This window comes from Candidatus Eisenbacteria bacterium (assembly GCA_020847735.1).
Taxonomy (GTDB): domain Bacteria; phylum Eisenbacteria; class RBG-16-71-46; order RBG-16-71-46; family RBG-16-71-46; genus CAIXRL01.
In genome coordinates this window covers 199578-214317 of record JADLBL010000023.1, presented here as the reverse complement: position 1 = coordinate 214317, position 14740 = coordinate 199578, and the positions used below count along the sequence as shown (strand labels likewise).

The 14740-nt window shown below is 70.9% G+C and carries 15 protein-coding genes; 4 read left to right on the top strand and 11 right to left on the bottom strand.

Annotated elements, in window-relative coordinates:
* Positions 1 to 2 precede the first annotated feature (2 nt).
* The 9 genes from IT347_12920 to IT347_12880 all read right to left on the bottom strand — a co-directional run bounded on the left by IT347_12920 (position 3) and on the right by IT347_12880 (position 8766).
* Positions 3 to 350, bottom strand: a complete 348-nt coding sequence (locus tag IT347_12920) for a DUF488 domain-containing protein (GenBank protein ID MCC6350483.1) — start codon at positions 348 to 350, stop codon at positions 3 to 5.
* Positions 351 to 467: 117 nt separating this feature from the next.
* Positions 468 to 854 (bottom strand): VOC family protein, encoded by a 387-nt coding sequence (locus IT347_12915; protein MCC6350482.1) that lies wholly within the window; start codon positions 852 to 854, stop codon positions 468 to 470.
* Positions 855 to 909: 55 nt separating this feature from the next.
* Complete coding sequence (locus IT347_12910; GenBank protein ID MCC6350481.1) at positions 910 to 1305, bottom strand: hypothetical protein; 396 nt, start codon at positions 1303 to 1305, stop codon at positions 910 to 912.
* Positions 1306 to 1337: 32 nt separating this feature from the next.
* Entirely contained in the window at positions 1338 to 1505 is a 168-nt protein-coding gene (locus IT347_12905; protein MCC6350480.1) for a helix-turn-helix domain-containing protein, read from the bottom strand.
* A 188-nt stretch (positions 1506 to 1693) separates the two neighbouring features.
* Positions 1694 to 2449, bottom strand: a complete 756-nt coding sequence (locus IT347_12900; protein MCC6350479.1) for a hypothetical protein — start codon at positions 2447 to 2449, stop codon at positions 1694 to 1696.
* A 48-nt stretch (positions 2450 to 2497) separates the two neighbouring features.
* Positions 2498 to 4435, bottom strand: coding sequence for a hypothetical protein (locus IT347_12895; GenBank protein ID MCC6350478.1), 1938 nt, complete (start codon positions 4433 to 4435; stop codon positions 2498 to 2500).
* A 164-nt stretch (positions 4436 to 4599) separates the two neighbouring features.
* Complete coding sequence (locus IT347_12890) at positions 4600 to 6753, bottom strand: TonB-dependent receptor (protein ID MCC6350477.1); 2154 nt, start codon at positions 6751 to 6753, stop codon at positions 4600 to 4602.
* A gap of 109 nt (positions 6754 to 6862) precedes the next feature.
* Positions 6863 to 7525, bottom strand: coding sequence for a response regulator transcription factor (locus IT347_12885; protein ID MCC6350476.1), 663 nt, complete (start codon positions 7523 to 7525; stop codon positions 6863 to 6865).
* Positions 7522 to 8766, bottom strand: a complete 1245-nt coding sequence (locus IT347_12880) for a hypothetical protein (GenBank protein ID MCC6350475.1) — start codon at positions 8764 to 8766, stop codon at positions 7522 to 7524. The genes IT347_12885 and IT347_12880 overlap by 4 nt, the downstream gene beginning before the upstream one ends.
* Positions 8767 to 8901: 135 nt before the next feature.
* Between IT347_12880 and IT347_12875 the strand changes: the two genes are divergently transcribed.
* The 4 genes from IT347_12875 (at position 8902) to IT347_12860 (ending at position 11185) form a co-directional block, all read left to right on the top strand.
* Positions 8902 to 9771 (top strand): SPFH domain-containing protein, encoded by an 870-nt coding sequence (locus IT347_12875; protein MCC6350474.1) that lies wholly within the window; start codon positions 8902 to 8904, stop codon positions 9769 to 9771.
* A 9-nt stretch (positions 9772 to 9780) separates the two neighbouring features.
* A complete protein-coding gene (locus IT347_12870) occupies positions 9781 to 9975 on the top strand; it encodes a hypothetical protein (GenBank protein MCC6350473.1) in 195 nt (64 codons plus the stop codon).
* An 89-nt stretch (positions 9976 to 10064) separates the two neighbouring features.
* The gene (locus IT347_12865; GenBank protein ID MCC6350472.1) at positions 10065 to 10460 is read left to right on the top strand and encodes a hypothetical protein; all 396 of its coding nucleotides are present in this window, start codon (positions 10065 to 10067) and stop codon (positions 10458 to 10460) included.
* 203 nt (positions 10461 to 10663) lie between these two features.
* The gene (locus IT347_12860) at positions 10664 to 11185 is read left to right on the top strand and encodes a hypothetical protein (GenBank protein MCC6350471.1); all 522 of its coding nucleotides are present in this window, start codon (positions 10664 to 10666) and stop codon (positions 11183 to 11185) included.
* A gap of 181 nt (positions 11186 to 11366) precedes the next feature.
* Here the strand turns inward: IT347_12860 and IT347_12855 are convergent, their stop codons facing one another.
* Positions 11367 to 12821 (bottom strand): HD domain-containing protein, encoded by a 1455-nt coding sequence (locus IT347_12855; GenBank protein ID MCC6350470.1) that lies wholly within the window; start codon positions 12819 to 12821, stop codon positions 11367 to 11369.
* The gene (locus IT347_12850) at positions 12818 to 14575 is read right to left on the bottom strand and encodes a HEAT repeat domain-containing protein (GenBank protein ID MCC6350469.1); all 1758 of its coding nucleotides are present in this window, start codon (positions 14573 to 14575) and stop codon (positions 12818 to 12820) included. The genes IT347_12855 and IT347_12850 overlap by 4 nt, the downstream gene beginning before the upstream one ends.
* Positions 14576 to 14740 lie beyond the last annotated feature (165 nt).

Sequence of the window (14740 nt, the reverse complement as noted above, 5' to 3'; positions counted from 1 at the left end):
CGTCAGGCGCTGCGGTCCAGGATCTGCTTGAGGAGCAGCGCTTCGTTGTGGACTTCGTCCCGGGCCGCGTAGATCAGCGTGATCCGGCTCCTTCGGGCGAGCGACTTGAGCTCCGCGAGCGCCGGGCTGTTCCGGAGCTCGGCGCGGTAGCGCTTCCTGAACTCGGCCCATCTCTCGGGATCGTGCCCGAACCACTTGCGTAGCCCGGTGGACGGGGCGACGTCCTTGAGCCAGAGATCGATCTTCGCCTTCGCCTTCGCGATCCCGCGCGGCCAGAGCCGGTCCACCAGGATTCGCTTGCCGTCCGATGCCGCCGGCGGTTCGTACGCACGCTTCAGCAGGACCTTCATCGCCCACCTCCCCGCGGCCCGTCTCGAATCAGCCGGGCGGAACGGACGCGTTCCGCCGGCCGGCCCCCGCGACTCAACCCCGGCGGGGCCACTGCCTTCGAGACCGGAGCTTACTCCCTACTGCCCCGCGGGCGGCTCCCAGAGCTCGACCCTGTTCCCCTCCGGGTCAATGACCCAGGCGAACTTGCCGTACTCGGATTCGTCCACCCGCTCGAGCACGTTGCAGCCTTCCTGCTTGAGGGCCGCGAGCAATGCGACGAGGTCGCGAACCCGATAGTTGACCATGAAGGGCGACTCGCTCGGAGCGAAGGCGTCGCTCTCCCGCGGATGGATGTGCCAGGCCGTCGTTCCCGCCACCGGCCGACCGGCGTCGTCGGTCCAGTCGAAGGCCGCTCCGCCCCAGTCCTGCACGTCGATTCCCAGGTGGCGCCTGTACCATTCGCGCAACGCGGGAGCGTTCGCGGCCTTGAAGAAGATGCCGCCCACCCCGGTGACCCGCTTCATCTCTCCTCCGATCGTGGCCCGACGTCCGCATGCGTTCGCGCGCGGGCCCGGGACCTCAGCCCGCGGGCTGCGAGAACCACAACACCGACCAGACATGCCCGTCGGGATCGGCGAAGCCACCCACGTATCCGAACGGCTCCTCCCTCGCGTTGCCGAGCGAACCACCGCCCGCGGCCGCCGCGCGGGCGATCAGGGCGTCCACGTCCTCCCGCCGGGTGGCCGTGACGCTCTGGATGATTTCCTGTGCATGTTTCGAGTCACAGATCTCGCCCGGGATCATCGAGCGGAATGTCGCTTGCGGGAACAGGCAGACCATCGAGCTGGCGTCGGGGCAGACCACGACGCCCGCGCCGCCGGGCATCGGGCGGATCTTGAAGCCGATGGCTTCGTAGAAGCGGCTGGAAACCTCGAGGTTCCCGACCGCCATCGTGTTCCAGAACGTGACCGCCATCGAATCGGTTCCTTTCGTGACGCGTGAACTTCTCAGGCCTTCCTGTCCCGGACCCATTGAAAGACGTCGTCGAGCCTGACCCCGAACGCGTCGGCGATGCGGAAGGCGGACTCGAGGGACGGAGAATACTTCCCGGCCTCAATGGCGGCGACGGTCCAGCCCGTCGAGCGGAACGGCTCGTAGATGCCGACGAGGATCATGCCAGTCTGGTTCGAGGTCCACTCCGTATCCCGCGAACGACCGGGAAAGCCCGGCGTGCGATGTAAAGAACGCACTACACGATGTCAAAGATGGTCGCCAACGCCTTTCGTGGCGCCCGGACCCCATCGCAGAGCGACCACCCCCGCTCGCGGGGGTGGTCGCCGGATGGCTGCATGTCACGCGGGGTTCAGCGGTACAGCGCCTTCACCCGCCCCCAGCTCGTGTTCGCGGCCGGCACGACCTGCTCGGTCGAGAGCACGAGGTCGTCGAACAGGGCGGTCAGGCCGCCGACGCTGAAGTTGAAGTTGTACACGCCGACGAAGCCCGTCAGGTAGGGGCTGTTCGTGTCGGTGATCGGGTTGCCCGCGGTCAGCTCGGTGTTGTCCCACCACAGCCGGAACTGGTTCGCGGTGGCCTGAACCTTCATGTGGTGCCAGCTGTTCAGCGCCGGAATACCGCCGGGCAGCGTGCCGGTGATCCACGTGCCGAGCGAGGTCGGCGTCTGGCCGGCGAGTTTGCGAAACTGGATCTGGGCCATGCCGGCGTAGAGCACGAACACGTAGCAGTTGGAGAAGTTCGACGCGTAGTCGGCGCGCACGACGAGGCCGCGGCGGCTGTCGCCGTTGCCGGTGAACACGTCGCCTTCCCACACGTAGTCGGCCTGGCCGAGCGGGTCCACGCACGACAGCGCGATGCCACCGCTGTCCGGGATCGCGGTCGTGAGCGAGCCGACGGTGTGGTCGCCCGAGGGGTTGGCGTAGGCGGGGTCGAGCGAGCCCAGAGTGAGTCCCTCGAGCCGGCGGTTGGTGTCGAAGCCGGTCAGCCAGTTGAGCTGCGTGACGCCGCCGGGAACATGCTCCTCGGTCACGACCGCGGCGCTCGCGGCGCCGCAGGCAAGGGTCAGGGTCACGGCAAGCGCGAGGAGAGTACGAGCAGGGTGCATGGCTGCCTCCTTAGGAAGTAACGATGAATCGCGAAACGAGCACGGGGCTCATCGAGCGATGACGAACCGGACCGCGCTCGAAGCGGGGTCGTCGGACATCCGGGCGAAGTAGACGCCCGGCGAAACCCGGCCGCCGCCGGCGGAGCGCACGTCCCACAGGACGCTGCCCGACGAAAGCGGCAGGGAGGCGATGCGCCGTCCGTCCACGCCGTAGATCTCGGCGAGCCGGCCGGCCGGCGTGCCCGGCGCCGCTTCGAAGCGGACGCGGGAGGAGCCGAAGACGGGATTGGGCCACACGCGCAGCGCCGGGCCGGCCCCCGAGGCTCCGGGCGTCACGGCGAGCACGCTCGCGGCGGGGCGCTTCTCGAGGTAGGCGATGCGGCGGAGAATGTTGCCGGGCGCCGCGCCGCGGTCGCCGATGAGCGCGCTGCCGGCCTGGTCCGTCGCGCTGGCCTGGTAGATCAGGTGCAGCCGGCCGCCGGGATTGCGCGCCGCGAGCGAGAAGAACCGCTCGTCGCACTTCGGCGTGTTGGTCAGGTTCTCGGGCGCGCTCCACGCGCCGGCCGGCCCCTGCGCCACGCTGGCGGCGATGTCGCCGAAGCCGACGCCGGTGCAGATGCCCGTGAGCTGCATGTCAGCGGTCGGGTCCACCTCGCCGTCCACGAACCGCAGCCAGGCGATGTAGGTCTCGGAGCCGTCCTCCGAGAAGCCGACCTGGGGCCAGTCCACGGTGATGGAGTTGAAGCCGCACAGCGGGCCGTTCAGGCCTTCGTCGATGTTCGCGTAGGAATCGGCGACGCCCGCGGGCACCTGGTACACGACCGAGGCCCCGCGGACGCTGTTCCAGTGACGGATCCGGCTGTGCCAGTCGTAGAACTGGACGACGCCGCCGACGCGGCGCGCCTGCAGCTCGCTCCAGACGACATTGGGCGTCGTGTCGTTGTAGGCGATCGCGCAATTGATGTAGGCGCGATACTGCGTCGAGGTCGAGTCCGCCGCCGTCACCTGCGCGTCGGTGTAGTTCGTCAGGTTGCGAATCGTGATCGTGCCGGCGGCGAACGAGCCGTTCGAGGATTCGATCAGGTAGACGTTGCCGCCGAAGTCGCCGACGGCGATGCCGACCCGCCCGTCGCTCGAAGCGGCGATCGCCGGGAACGCCGGAAAACCGTCGCGGAACAGCGACGTCGGCGCGGGCAGGGTCCACGCGCCGCCCTGGAAATTGAAGCAGCTGAACGTCGTGTTGCCCGACGGAAACCAGCTCACGCCGATCTGGTTCACCTCGGCGTAGCTGCCGGCTTCCGGCACCTCGCCCATCAGCGTGAATCCGCCGCCGGGCGTCGCCGCGACCTGCGGGAACAGGAAGCTGTTGCCGCTCGGGGTGACGAACGACGGAAGCTGCGCCGACCAGGCCGTGCCGCCGACGGCTTCCTGAAGATAGAACTGCGCGCGCAGGTCGCAGCTTTCCTCGTTGATGTGCTGGGCGATCGCGACCTTGCCGCCCGGCGCCAGCGTGAGGCTGCCGAAGCCGCCGATCGGATCGGGATTGGCGCAGCAATGCAGCGCCGCGATGTCCGGGTCGCTCACCTTGCCCAGGTTGTGCCAGGTGCCCGAGGCGTCGCGCCAGGCGTAGGCCTGCCCGCGCTCGGGATACGGATTCGGCAGCGACAGGTTCGGAGGGCACTGGCCGCCGAGCTCGCAGAACTCGTCCTGCCACGAGACGTGCACGCGGCCGTCGGGGCCGACGACGACGTGTTCGCCCATCGAGCCCATGTCCTGCAGGTCGTACCAGACCGAGTCGAGCTGCACGGCCCCGGCCGCGAGGCCGACGGCCTGCGCCGTCACCGCGCTCGCGCGCAGCGGCTGGGACAGGTCTGCCCCGGGCGCCCGCACGAGGCGGCCCGGCGGGTTGGCGGAAGTGCGTGCGGCGGCCGGCGCCGAAACGCCGGTCGCCAGTGCGAGAGCGAGAAGCAGGGACCTGGCACGCACGTTCCAATGGGTATTCCGTGAACCGCGAATGGTCCGCAACCGCGTCGCGGCCCCGGGACAACGCTCCGAAGGCCGGCGCACGGCGTGAGCGGAGCCGGCGGGCGCGGAGTGCGCGGCAGCGTCGAGCTCGCGCGGCTTCGGACGACAGGTCGAGTCAATAAGGATCATCGGGATCTCCGGTGCGTCGAAAGTCCGCTGATCTCGCCGTCCCAGCGAGCGGCCAGCGTGAACGTGCGGCCGGGCTCGTCGAGGAAGCTCAGGGGCTCCTGGTAGCGCGTGTTGGTGAGATTTCGGACGGCGAGCGTCAGGCGCAGGTTCGACCAGCCCCCGCTCGCTTCGGCGGAGGCCGTCCAGAAGGCCGGCCGCGCCAGCACGTCCTCGGTGCCGCGCGTGGCGTTCGTCCAGCGCACCCGCAGCGACAGCAGCCCCATCGGGATGAAGCGCGGCGCCGCGGTGCGCAGGTCGAGCGTCGCGCGCGCGGCGCCGACGTCGTTGAGCGGCTCGCCCGTTTCCCGATCGCGTCCGCGCGGGAAGCCGGCGCCCAGTTGCGCCTGAACACGTCCCAGGCGCAGGTCGGCCTCGGTCTCGATTCCCTCGAGGCGCGCCCGATGGATGTTCGTGAACTGGAAGCGCGGCACGAGGTAGAGCTGCCCGATGTACTTGAGCGTGATCATGTCGTCCACGTCCGAGCGGTAGACCGAGACTCGGAACGCGCGCAGATGCCCCGCCAGCGTTTCGCCGGAGCGCAGGCCGATCTCGGCGGTGCCCGAGTTCTCGGCGCGCAGGTCGGGGTTGCCGAACACGCGCAGGCCGCCGTGCACGCTGCTGTTGAAGTAGCGCTCCTCGAGGTTCGGGGCGCGGAATCCGGTCGCGAGCCGCGCGTACGGCGTCCAGGCGCCGAACGCGCGCGACAGCCCGACATCGCCGCTCGTCCGCCGGTCGGTCACGTCGAGGACCGGCGTGAAGCTGTAGATCGTCGAGTCGGCCCGCGAGCGCAGCCAGTCGTGGCGGACGCTGCCCTCGAGCCGCAACCCGCGCCAGGTCGCCGCGGCCGCCGCACCCCCGGCGAGCGCCTCGCGGCGGGCCGGCGGAACGCTCTCGGAGGGAGTCTCGGTGTCGGAGGTGACGGTGCCCGCGGCGTTGCGCACCACCAGGTTCGTCGAGCGCGGGCCGCTGGTGTTCTCCCTGCGCCATTCGCCGAAGAGTCGCAGCGCGCCGTAGCGCACGGCCGGCTGCAGGCTTCGCGACCAGGTCGTGAGCTTGTCGCGCGCCACGTTGGTCCGCTGCGCCACGAAGCGGCCGCGCACGAACTGGCTGTCCACAGCCGTCTCGTCGTAGTGCGTGCGAAAGCGCTGCTGCACGGCCAGCAGGCGCAGCTCCGGACGCAGCCCGGACTCGTGCAGCGAGAACTCGAACCGGTCGGCGTCGCGCGACTGCAGCGGGAACTCGGCGCTCGCGCCCGCCGACGACGTGAACGCCGGCAGGCCGATGTCGCGGCTCATGTGCGTCGAATGCTCGTAGTCGAACACGCCCTGCCCGAGCTGCGCCTGGGTGCGCACCGAGACGTCCTGGTCGTGGTAGCCGCTGTTGGGCACCTCGCCCCTCGGCGTGGACAGGGCGCGCAGGCGGCCGAGCCCCGCGAACACCTCGCCCCCGAGGATGGGCCCGACGCATCGGACGCGCGCGCTTTCGTCGAAGCCGTCCCCGGGCACGGCGCCGCGGGCGTTGAGCGACAGGCTCGTCCGCCGCTCCGCTCCGAGCAGCGGCCGGTGCGTGTTCAGCTCGACCATGCCGCCGAGCGCGTCGGAGCCGTACTGCGCGCTGCTCGCGCCCGGCTGGATCTCGACGCCCTCGAGCTTGTCCACGGGCACGAGCGACGTCTGCGCGCCGTGGCCGCGCCCCGACTGCAGCCGCACGCCGTCCACCATGACGAGCACGCGCTCGCCCGAGAGTCCGCGCATCGAGACGTGCGATGCCCACGGGCCCGTGCTGACGACGTCCACTCCCGGCGCGGCGACCAGCACGTCGGCGGTGGTCGCGGGCAGGTAGCGGTTCACGCGGCCGCGATCGAGGCGGACGGTGGTCGCGCTGCTGCGCTCGGGAATCGAGGAGCGCGTTCCGCTGACGAGGACGGGCTTGAGGACCGTGACCGTGTCCTGCATGCCGCGCGGCTTCGGCAGGCTGTCGGGCGCAGCGCTCGGCGGAACCGGCACGGGCACAGGCTCTTCGGCCGCGGGCGCGGGCCGCGCGGGACCGAGGACCGCGGCCAGCAGGACCACGAACGTGGCGGTGCGCAGCTGAATCGGGGAGTGACTCATTCAGCGGCGAATATCGGCCCCGAACCGGCCCCGGGCCATTCGAAGAACCACGGAATTCGCGCTCCGTGGAATTACGGAGCGCGGTGCGGCCCGACGTGCGAGTCGCCGCTCAGGAGGGCGGCGGCTCGATCAGGCCCGCTCGGATCGCGAACTGCGTGAGCAGGGCGACCGAGCGGATCTCGAGCTTGCGCATGATCGCGGCGCGGTGCGTCTCGACGGTGCGCGTACTGATGTTGAACTCCGCCGCGATTTCCTTGGTCGTCCGGCCGCGCGCGACGCCGGCGAGCACCTCTCGTTCGCGTGCGGTCAGCCGCTCGAGCGGCGGCGCCGCGTCCGCCGGGCGCCGCACCGAGTCGGCGAGCGCGCGCTGCGCAGGCTCGCTGTAGTAGGGCCGGCCCGCGGTCACCGACTCGATCGCCGCCGCGAGGTCGCGCACCGCGGTGTCCTTGAGCAGGTAGCCGTCGGCGCCCTCACGCACCGCGCGCGAAACGTACTCGACCGACGAGTGCATCGTCAGCACCAGGATGCGCACCCCCGGTGCGGCGTCGCGGGCCTCGCGCAGCACCGCGAAACCGTCGCGGTTGGGCATGTTCAGGTCGAGCACGAGCAGGTCGGGCTCGAGCTCGGCGAGCAGCCGGAGCGCCTCGTCGCCGTCCCCGGCCTCGCCGACGATGCTCACCGCGGGCTGCTGCTCGAGCACCTTGCGCACGCCGGCGCGCACCAGCGGGTGATCGTCCGCCAGCAGCACCCGGATCGGCGCGCGCGAGCTCATGCGGCTCCCGTCATCGGCAGCGTGGCTTCGAGCCGCATGCCGCCGCGGCCGCCGCGGCCGAGCGACAGCCTGCCGCCGACGTCCACAACGCGCTCCTGCATGCCGAGCAGTCCCAGATGCGGCTTCATCGCCGCGTCGGGTCCGTGACCGTCGTCCTCGACCACCAGGCGCGCCTCGCGGCCGTCGAACTCGAGCGACACCCACGCGCGTTTCGCGCCCGCGTGGCGAGCGACGTTGGTGAGCGCCTCCTGGCCGACGCGGTACAGCGTCAGCGCCGTCTCGGGCGGGCAGCTGGCCGACTCGGGCAGCGCCAGCGAGACGTCGAGCTGCGTGCGCGCGGCGAAGTCCTCGGCCATGCCGCGCAGCGCGGGCACCAGTCCCAGGTCGTCAATGGCCTGCGGCCGGAGCAGGTTGCTCACGTCGCGGACCTGCGCGAGCGCCCGCGCCGCCAGTTCGCTCGCCGTGGTGCGGCCCTCCAGGTCCAGCTCGATCTTGAGCGCGGTCAGCGCCTGTCCCGCCTCGTCGTGCAGTTCGCGCGCGATTCGGCGGCGCTCCTCCTCCTGCGCCCGCAGCAACAGCCGCGTGAGCTGCTCGAGCTCGGCGGTGCGAAGCGCGAGCGCGCGCCGGCCCTCGCCCAGCACCAGCACCAGCGTGCCGACCGCCACCAGCACGATGATCGCGACGTCGGCGAACACCCCGTACAGCAGCCCGGCACCCTGCGAGCGCAGCAGCGGATAGTCGAGGTGGTGAAGCGCCCAGAGCGTGAAGGCCCAGGCGAGGATCCGCGAGCCGGTCGAAGGCTCGCGCCGCTCGCGCACCCAGAAGACCGCGGCCGTCCACAGCGTCACGGTGAAGAGCAGCAGCGTGGACGTGGTGCCGGCGATGGCGTAGTTGCGGATGCCCCAGATCGCCAGCGCCGCCCACGCGGGAGCGGCGAGGCCGACCAGCGCGTATTCCCGCCGCCACGGCATGCGTCCGTTGAACTGCAGCGCCGCGAGCAGCAGCAGCAGCGCCGCCCATCCCGTCACGGTCTGGTGCGCGAACAGCCACGCCTGGTGCCGCGACACCAGGAACATCGAGATGGCCCCGAGGCGCAGCGCGTAGAACGTCCAGGCCAGCGACCAGCTCAGGTGGTAGGGCCGCGCCTGCGCGCGCCACAGGCCGAAGTGCACCCCGGCCAGGGCCAGGGTGCAGAGCGCCTGGAAGCCGAGCGCCACGAGCTGGAGCGGCAGGTCGTTCACGGGCAAGTCCTTTCGGCGGCGCACACTGGCGGGTCCGCCGCCGGCGTGCAACCCGCGGGCGGGGTTCGCGCGTATGGACAGGCGCTAGCGAAATGATATCATCCTGCTAGCTGACCACCCAGGAGGAGGCCGACCATGATTCGCGAGAAGCTCACGCAGTTCAGTTCCGGAATGGCGATGCTGGTGTTTCTGCCGCTGGTGCTCATCGGCTGCGCCGGCGGCATCGTCTGGGCCGCCCGCATGGACTCGCCGCCGCTGGCGATCGCGTTCATGCTCGCGCTCATCGTGGACATGATCCTGTTCGCAGGGTTCTTCGTCGTGGACCCCAACCTGGGCATCGTCGTCACGCTCTTCGGCCAGTACGTCGGCACCGAACGCCGCCCGGGCCTGTGGTGGGCCAACCCGTTCACCGCCAAGCGCAAGGTGTCGCTGCGCGTGCGCAACTTCGAGAGCTCGAAGCTCAAGGTGAACGACCACGAGGGCAATCCCATCGAGATCGCCGCGGTCGTGGTGTGGCGGGTCGTGGACACCGCCGAGGCGGTGTTCCAGGTGGACAACTACGACGACTTCGTGCACGTGCAGAGCGAAGCGGCGCTGCGCAACCTGGCCACGACGCACGCCTACGACTCGCACGTCGAGGGCGCGATGTCGCTGCGCGGCAACACGGCCGAAGTCGCCGAGGAGCTCAAGAAGGAAATCCAGGCCCGGCTCGAGAAGGCGGGCGTCGAGGTGATCGAGGCGCGGATCAGCCACCTCGCCTACGCGGCCGAGATCGCCAACGCGATGCTCCGGCGCCAGCAGGCGAGCGCGGTCATCGCCGCCCGCTCGAAGATCGTCGAGGGCGCGGTCAGCATGGTGCAGATGGCGCTCGACGAGCTGTCCAAGCGCGGCGTCGTGCAGCTCGACGAGGAACGCAAGGCCGCCATGGTCAGCAACCTGCTGGTGGTGCTGTGCAGCGAGCACGAGACGCAACCGATCGTGAACACCGGCACGCTCTACCAGTGAGAGGGAGTCGTGGCGGATCGCAAGCCCTTCCTGCTGCGGATTGATCCGGCGGTCCTGAACGCCCTGCAGAAGTGGGCGGCGGACGACCTGCGGAGCCTGAACGGTCAGCTCGAGTTCGTGCTGCGCCGCGCGCTCCAGCAGGAAGGGCGGCTGCCGGCGGGCGACGTCGCCCGCCGGGCCGCCAAGAAGGGCCGCGGAAGCTGAAGATTCACGTAACGCGCGTACTCCCGGCGGTACTCACCTGCGGACCGTTCCCGCGTCCCCCGCACGCAGGCACACCTCCGGAGGCAGGCATGAAACGACGCGTCGCACTCGCCCTCGCCGCACTCGCATCGCTCGCTCTGGTCGTCGTCCTCGGCTGCGGAGGCGGCGGGTCGAAATCCACGAATCCGGGAGGAGGCGGCGGCGGACCGGCGTTCGATCTGCGATTCACTTCCACCGGGACCTCGCAGACGTTCGTGTTCACCCCCGCCGGCTCGTGGGCCTACCACTGCATACCGCACGGCAGCTCGGGGATGACGGGCACCGTGGTCGTGGACGCGAACTCGGCGAACGACTCGGCCCTGGTGACCGTCGGGCCGTCGAACACGCTCACGTTCTCGCCCGCTTCGGTGACGATCAAACCCGGCGGCGTGGTGCGCTGGGTGAACGCCAGCTCGATGACGAACCACACCGTGACGCGGCCCTGACGAGTCGCGGCGGCGGGGTGTGACGGCTGTGGCGCAGGCGCCACAGCCGTTCGTCGTTGCCCGGGCCTGCCCGGCCCCATGAGTCGCGCCCCAAGCGCGCAAACCCCGGTGAAATCACGTCCCGGCGCGATGGCCCGACGCTGGCACACCGCCTGCAATCCTCCCGCTTCGAAGACGCACCACCCGACGAACGGAGGATTGCCATGAAGCTTCCCAGCCCGCTCCACCGGACCCTCGCGGTCGCGCTGCTCGCCTCGACTTCCCTGCTGACGATCGCTCCCGCCGCGTTCGCCGGCCACGGCCACGGCCGCTACAAGCGGATCGCGACCTCGCGCTGGAACGGTCACGGACAACGCGTCGTCGTCCGCGAGTCGGGCGCCGCCCCGCTGGTCGCGGGCCTGATCGGCGGCTTCCTGCTCGGCGCCGCGGTCTCGAACGCGCACTCCGCACCGGTCGTCACGCGCGACTACGTTCACGCCTCGCCCGCGCCGCGTTACCGGTACTTCGATCCCTACTGCGGGCAGTGGTTCGTGTCGCTGAGCGCGTGCCGCGAGCACAGCTGGCGCGACGGCCACCCCGCGGTCGCGCGGGTGTTCGACGCCGGCGGCGGGCCGTGCCTGCGCACGATGAGCTGGTCGGACGGCTCCTGGTACGACGTCGGCGATCGCGACTGGCGCGACCGCGACTGGCGCGACCACGACCGCGACGACTGCGACAGGGACTGACGCGAGGCGTCGTCCCCACACCGGTGGGGCCACGGCGGTGGAGCTGGAACAACGGGGAGCGTCCAGGCTCGCACGGTGGTCTCACTGAAACGCGAAGGGCGGTGCCGATCCGGCACCGCCCTTTCGCATGCGGCCCGCGAGCGCCGACGGTCCGGGTTCTCGTCCGCGGTCGCGGCGCCGTTCAGGCCGCGAGCAGTTCCTTCGTGTCGTGCCGGTGCTCCTCGGGCTTGAGGACGCGGTTCGCGTGCTCGGACTCCGGCATGGGTTCCCACAGTTCCGGGGCGTCGTCGGGCGGCGCCGTGCCGTCGGGGCGCGCGAGCACCCGGCAGTTGGGGCGCGTGACGTCCTTCGGGTTCGGGCTCATCACCATCACCACGTGGTTGTTCGCCGTCTGCAGCACCGTTCCCGCCGGGTAGAGGCCGACCGTGCGCACCAGCGACCACAGCACCGCCGGGTCGAAGTTCACGCGAATCGGGCCGAGCAACAGCTGCAGTCCCTCGAACGGGGTGCGCGGGCGGGTGTCGTAGGCGCGGTGCGCGGTGATGGCGTCGAAGCAGTCCGCCATGGCGACGATGCGCGAGACCGTCGCCTGCCCCCAGTCGAGGTCGATCTCGGGGTAACCGGTGCGGTTGTAGTTCATGTGGTGCTCGAGGCAGGCGCGCATCGTGTCGAGCATCACCCCCGACAGCCCGGGCATGCGCGACACCATGATCGCGCCTTCGATCGGATGGCGTCGCATGAGCGTCCACTCCTCGGCGTCGAGCTTTCCGGGCTTTCGCAGCACCTCTCCGGGAATGGTCATCTTGCCCAGGTCGTGCAGCAGCCCGGCGACGCCGAGATCGGCGAGCGCCTGCCGCGGCAGCCGCAGCGTCTGGCCCATGCCGATGGACATCACCGAGACGTTGACGCAGTGCGCGTACGTGTATTCGTCGTGGTCCTTGAGCGCGCTAAGGCCGACGAGCGAGTAGTCCTGTTTCATGATGCTGTCCACGATCGGCTGCACGACACGCTTGGCGTGGCGAAGGTCGGGCCGGCCGGTCTGCTGCGCCCTCAGGACGATCCGCTTCGCGCCCATCATCGCGCGCCAGAAGACCTTCTTCGCGCGGCGGCGTTCGGTCGTGTGCTTCGGTTCGCTCGCCAGCTCGCGGCCGAGGTCCTCGGCTTCGAGGTCCGAGGCCGGCACGATCGCGATGTTCGTGACCGCGGCCTCCTGCACGGTCTCGGGCAGGCGCTCGGCGAGCGCCGGGTCCTCGGCGGCGAGGAAGATCTGGAAGAAGCGCTCGACTTCGGCTTCCTCGAGCGCGTTCAGGAACCGCAGCCCGCCCACCTGCCGCCGCTCGAAGTCGGCGAGCAGGCCGTGGTAGGCGCCGAGGATCTCGGCGCGCGCCTTGACGCGCACGCCGTTCAGGTAGAAGTAGTCCGCGACGACCACGAGCGTCGCCTCCTCGGCGTCCTCGAGCAGGCCGCGGATGACGCCCATGAACTCGCGCATCTGGCGCTGGAACGCCTGGTTCGACACGTCGTAGGTCCGTGCCGTGCGCATCAGCGCCGAAAGCCGCACGAGCAGGGCCGCGCCCTGCTCGGCGAGCTGCGCCGTTTCGTCAACCGGGGCCGGGACGCCTTCGGGCTCGCTCATGCCGCACCCCTCAGCCACGCCAGCGCGGACTGCGCGGCCTGGCGCACGGTCGCCTGCTTCGACTGCGCGCCGCGTTCGAGCGCCGCGAGCGCCCGCGGCGTGCCGATGCGCGCCAGGCAGCGCGCCACGTTGTGGCGGTGGATCTCGATCTGCTTGTCGAACCAATTGGCGCGCTGCAGTTCGGCTTCGAGGTCGCTCGCCACCTCGTCGCCGCCCACCGAGGCGAGCGCGGCGTAGATCGCGCGGCGTTCCTCGGCGGGCCGGGTCGCGAACTTCTCCTGCTGCAGGAACGCGAACACGAAGCGCGCGGTGGCCGGGTCCCGTTCGCCCGAGAGCTGGTGGAGGATCTGGCAGAACAGGGTCGTCGGGGCGCGCTCGAGCGCCTTGACGAGCAGCGGGCGCGCCAGCGCGAGTTCGAGGTTCGTGAGCGCGCCTATCGCCTGCTCGCGCACGCGCGCGTCCGGGTGGCGCAGCGCCGTGCCCAGCAGGTTCACCACGTCCCGGCCGCCGATCCAGCCGAGGATGTGGACGATGTTGCGGACCACGTACCAGCGTCCGTCGGTCAGCCACGGGGCGAGGCGCTCGGGGTTCTCGCGGCAGCGTGAGGCCAGCGATTGCGCGAGCGCGAGGCGCGTCGCCCGCTCCTGGCTCTCCGACAGCACGAGCGTCAGCCAGTCCACGCCGGCGTCCCCCAGTTCCTGCGCGAGGGCGACGAACTCGGCCAGCGCCGCATCGCCCTGCGCGTCGAGCTTCTCGACCGTGCGCTGGATCGAGACGGGCTGCATGAGCTCCTGGAGCAGTGTTTCCTCGGACCAGTTCGCGAGCGTCTCGTCGCGCAACTCGCGCAGCGAACCGCGCGCGTCGGCCCACGCGCCCGCTCCGAGTGCCGCCCGCAGGACGCGGGGAATGAATTGTCCGATCTCGGTGCGGTCGTGCTCGTTCGCGTTCGCGCGCCGGCAGGCCGCCGCGATGGCGACCGCCGCGGTCACCTCGGGCACCTGGTGCTCGCGCTCGTACTCGGCGCGGAAACGCTCGACCTCGACCGCGGCCATCGCGTCGAGCTCGACGTAGCTGGCCTCGACTTCGACCGTCGTGTCGCCGAGCTGCCAGTCCTCGGCGCGGCCCTCCACCTTCGCGGCCTGCGCTTCGTCGGCCGACGGCGCGGGCTCCGAGGAGGAGACGGTCGGCCAGGGCAGCAGGGGCCCGGATCCGGGGCCAGCGCCCGACGACGAGCCCGCGCCGCCCCCTTCGCCATCGCTCTCGCCGACGTCGCCCTCGGCCGGGATGTAGTCCACCTCGATGTGCCGGAGGTTCGACTCCCACAGCAGCGTCACGAGGTCGCCATCGTCGAGGTTCGGACCGGTCGCGGCGAGCACCGCGTCCACGAGCGCGTTGACGTCGTCCGCGTCCACGCCGGGGTTGAACGTCAGCCCGCGCACGCCGTCGCGATGGAACGGGTACGCGAGGTTGTCGTCGCGCGAGCGGGCCGGGTGCAGCGACTCGCCGTCGAGCGTCACGTCGGCCGACTCGAAGCGCAGGGTCAGCGCCCCGTGATCCAGCACCAGGCGCGAGGCCGCGGTGGACAGCTCGTTGCGGAACTTGAGCACGGTCGGGTTGCCGGCTTCATAGAGCCGGCAGGTCTTCAGGGTGCGCGCGAACTGCGCCACCCACCAGGCGGCCGCCTTGAGGGTCGCGTCCGAAACGGTGCGTTCGCGCTCGTGCCCGTGCCGATCCGGGCGCGTGCCGACCTTCATACCGGGTCCCCAGTGCCTGTCGGAAGGAGGAGGTGAGCCGTCCGCGGCGTTATCGGTCCGCCCGGGGCGGCGCTTGAGGGGGCGGTGCCCTCCTCACCGCGGCCGGCTTCACCCCGGAATCCCCCGTCCCGCACGCCACCCGCGAGGACCCGGCGCGGCGGACCA

Excerpts from the sequence above, each read along its gene's own strand:
- IT347_12920 (MCC6350483.1), bottom strand. The coding sequence starts at position 350 with ATGAAGGTCCTGCTGAAGCGTGCGTACGAACCGCCGGCGGCATCGGAC.
- IT347_12915 (MCC6350482.1), bottom strand. The coding sequence starts at position 854 with ATGAAGCGGGTCACCGGGGTGGGCGGCATCTTCTTCAAGGCCGCGAAC.
- IT347_12910 (MCC6350481.1), bottom strand. The coding sequence starts at position 1,305 with ATGGCGGTCACGTTCTGGAACACGATGGCGGTCGGGAACCTCGAGGTT.
- IT347_12905 (MCC6350480.1), bottom strand. The coding sequence starts at position 1,505 with ATGATCCTCGTCGGCATCTACGAGCCGTTCCGCTCGACGGGCTGGACC.
- IT347_12900 (MCC6350479.1), bottom strand. The coding sequence starts at position 2,449 with ATGCACCCTGCTCGTACTCTCCTCGCGCTTGCCGTGACCCTGACCCTT.
- IT347_12890 (MCC6350477.1), bottom strand. The coding sequence starts at position 6,753 with ATGAGTCACTCCCCGATTCAGCTGCGCACCGCCACGTTCGTGGTCCTG.
- IT347_12885 (MCC6350476.1), bottom strand. The coding sequence starts at position 7,525 with ATGAGCTCGCGCGCGCCGATCCGGGTGCTGCTGGCGGACGATCACCCG.
- IT347_12875 (MCC6350474.1), top strand. The coding sequence starts at position 8,902 with ATGATTCGCGAGAAGCTCACGCAGTTCAGTTCCGGAATGGCGATGCTG.
- IT347_12865 (MCC6350472.1), top strand. The coding sequence starts at position 10,065 with ATGAAACGACGCGTCGCACTCGCCCTCGCCGCACTCGCATCGCTCGCT.
- IT347_12860 (MCC6350471.1), top strand. The coding sequence starts at position 10,664 with ATGAAGCTTCCCAGCCCGCTCCACCGGACCCTCGCGGTCGCGCTGCTC.
- IT347_12855 (MCC6350470.1), bottom strand. The coding sequence starts at position 12,821 with ATGAGCGAGCCCGAAGGCGTCCCGGCCCCGGTTGACGAAACGGCGCAG.
- IT347_12850 (MCC6350469.1), bottom strand. The coding sequence starts at position 14,575 with ATGAAGGTCGGCACGCGCCCGGATCGGCACGGGCACGAGCGCGAACGC.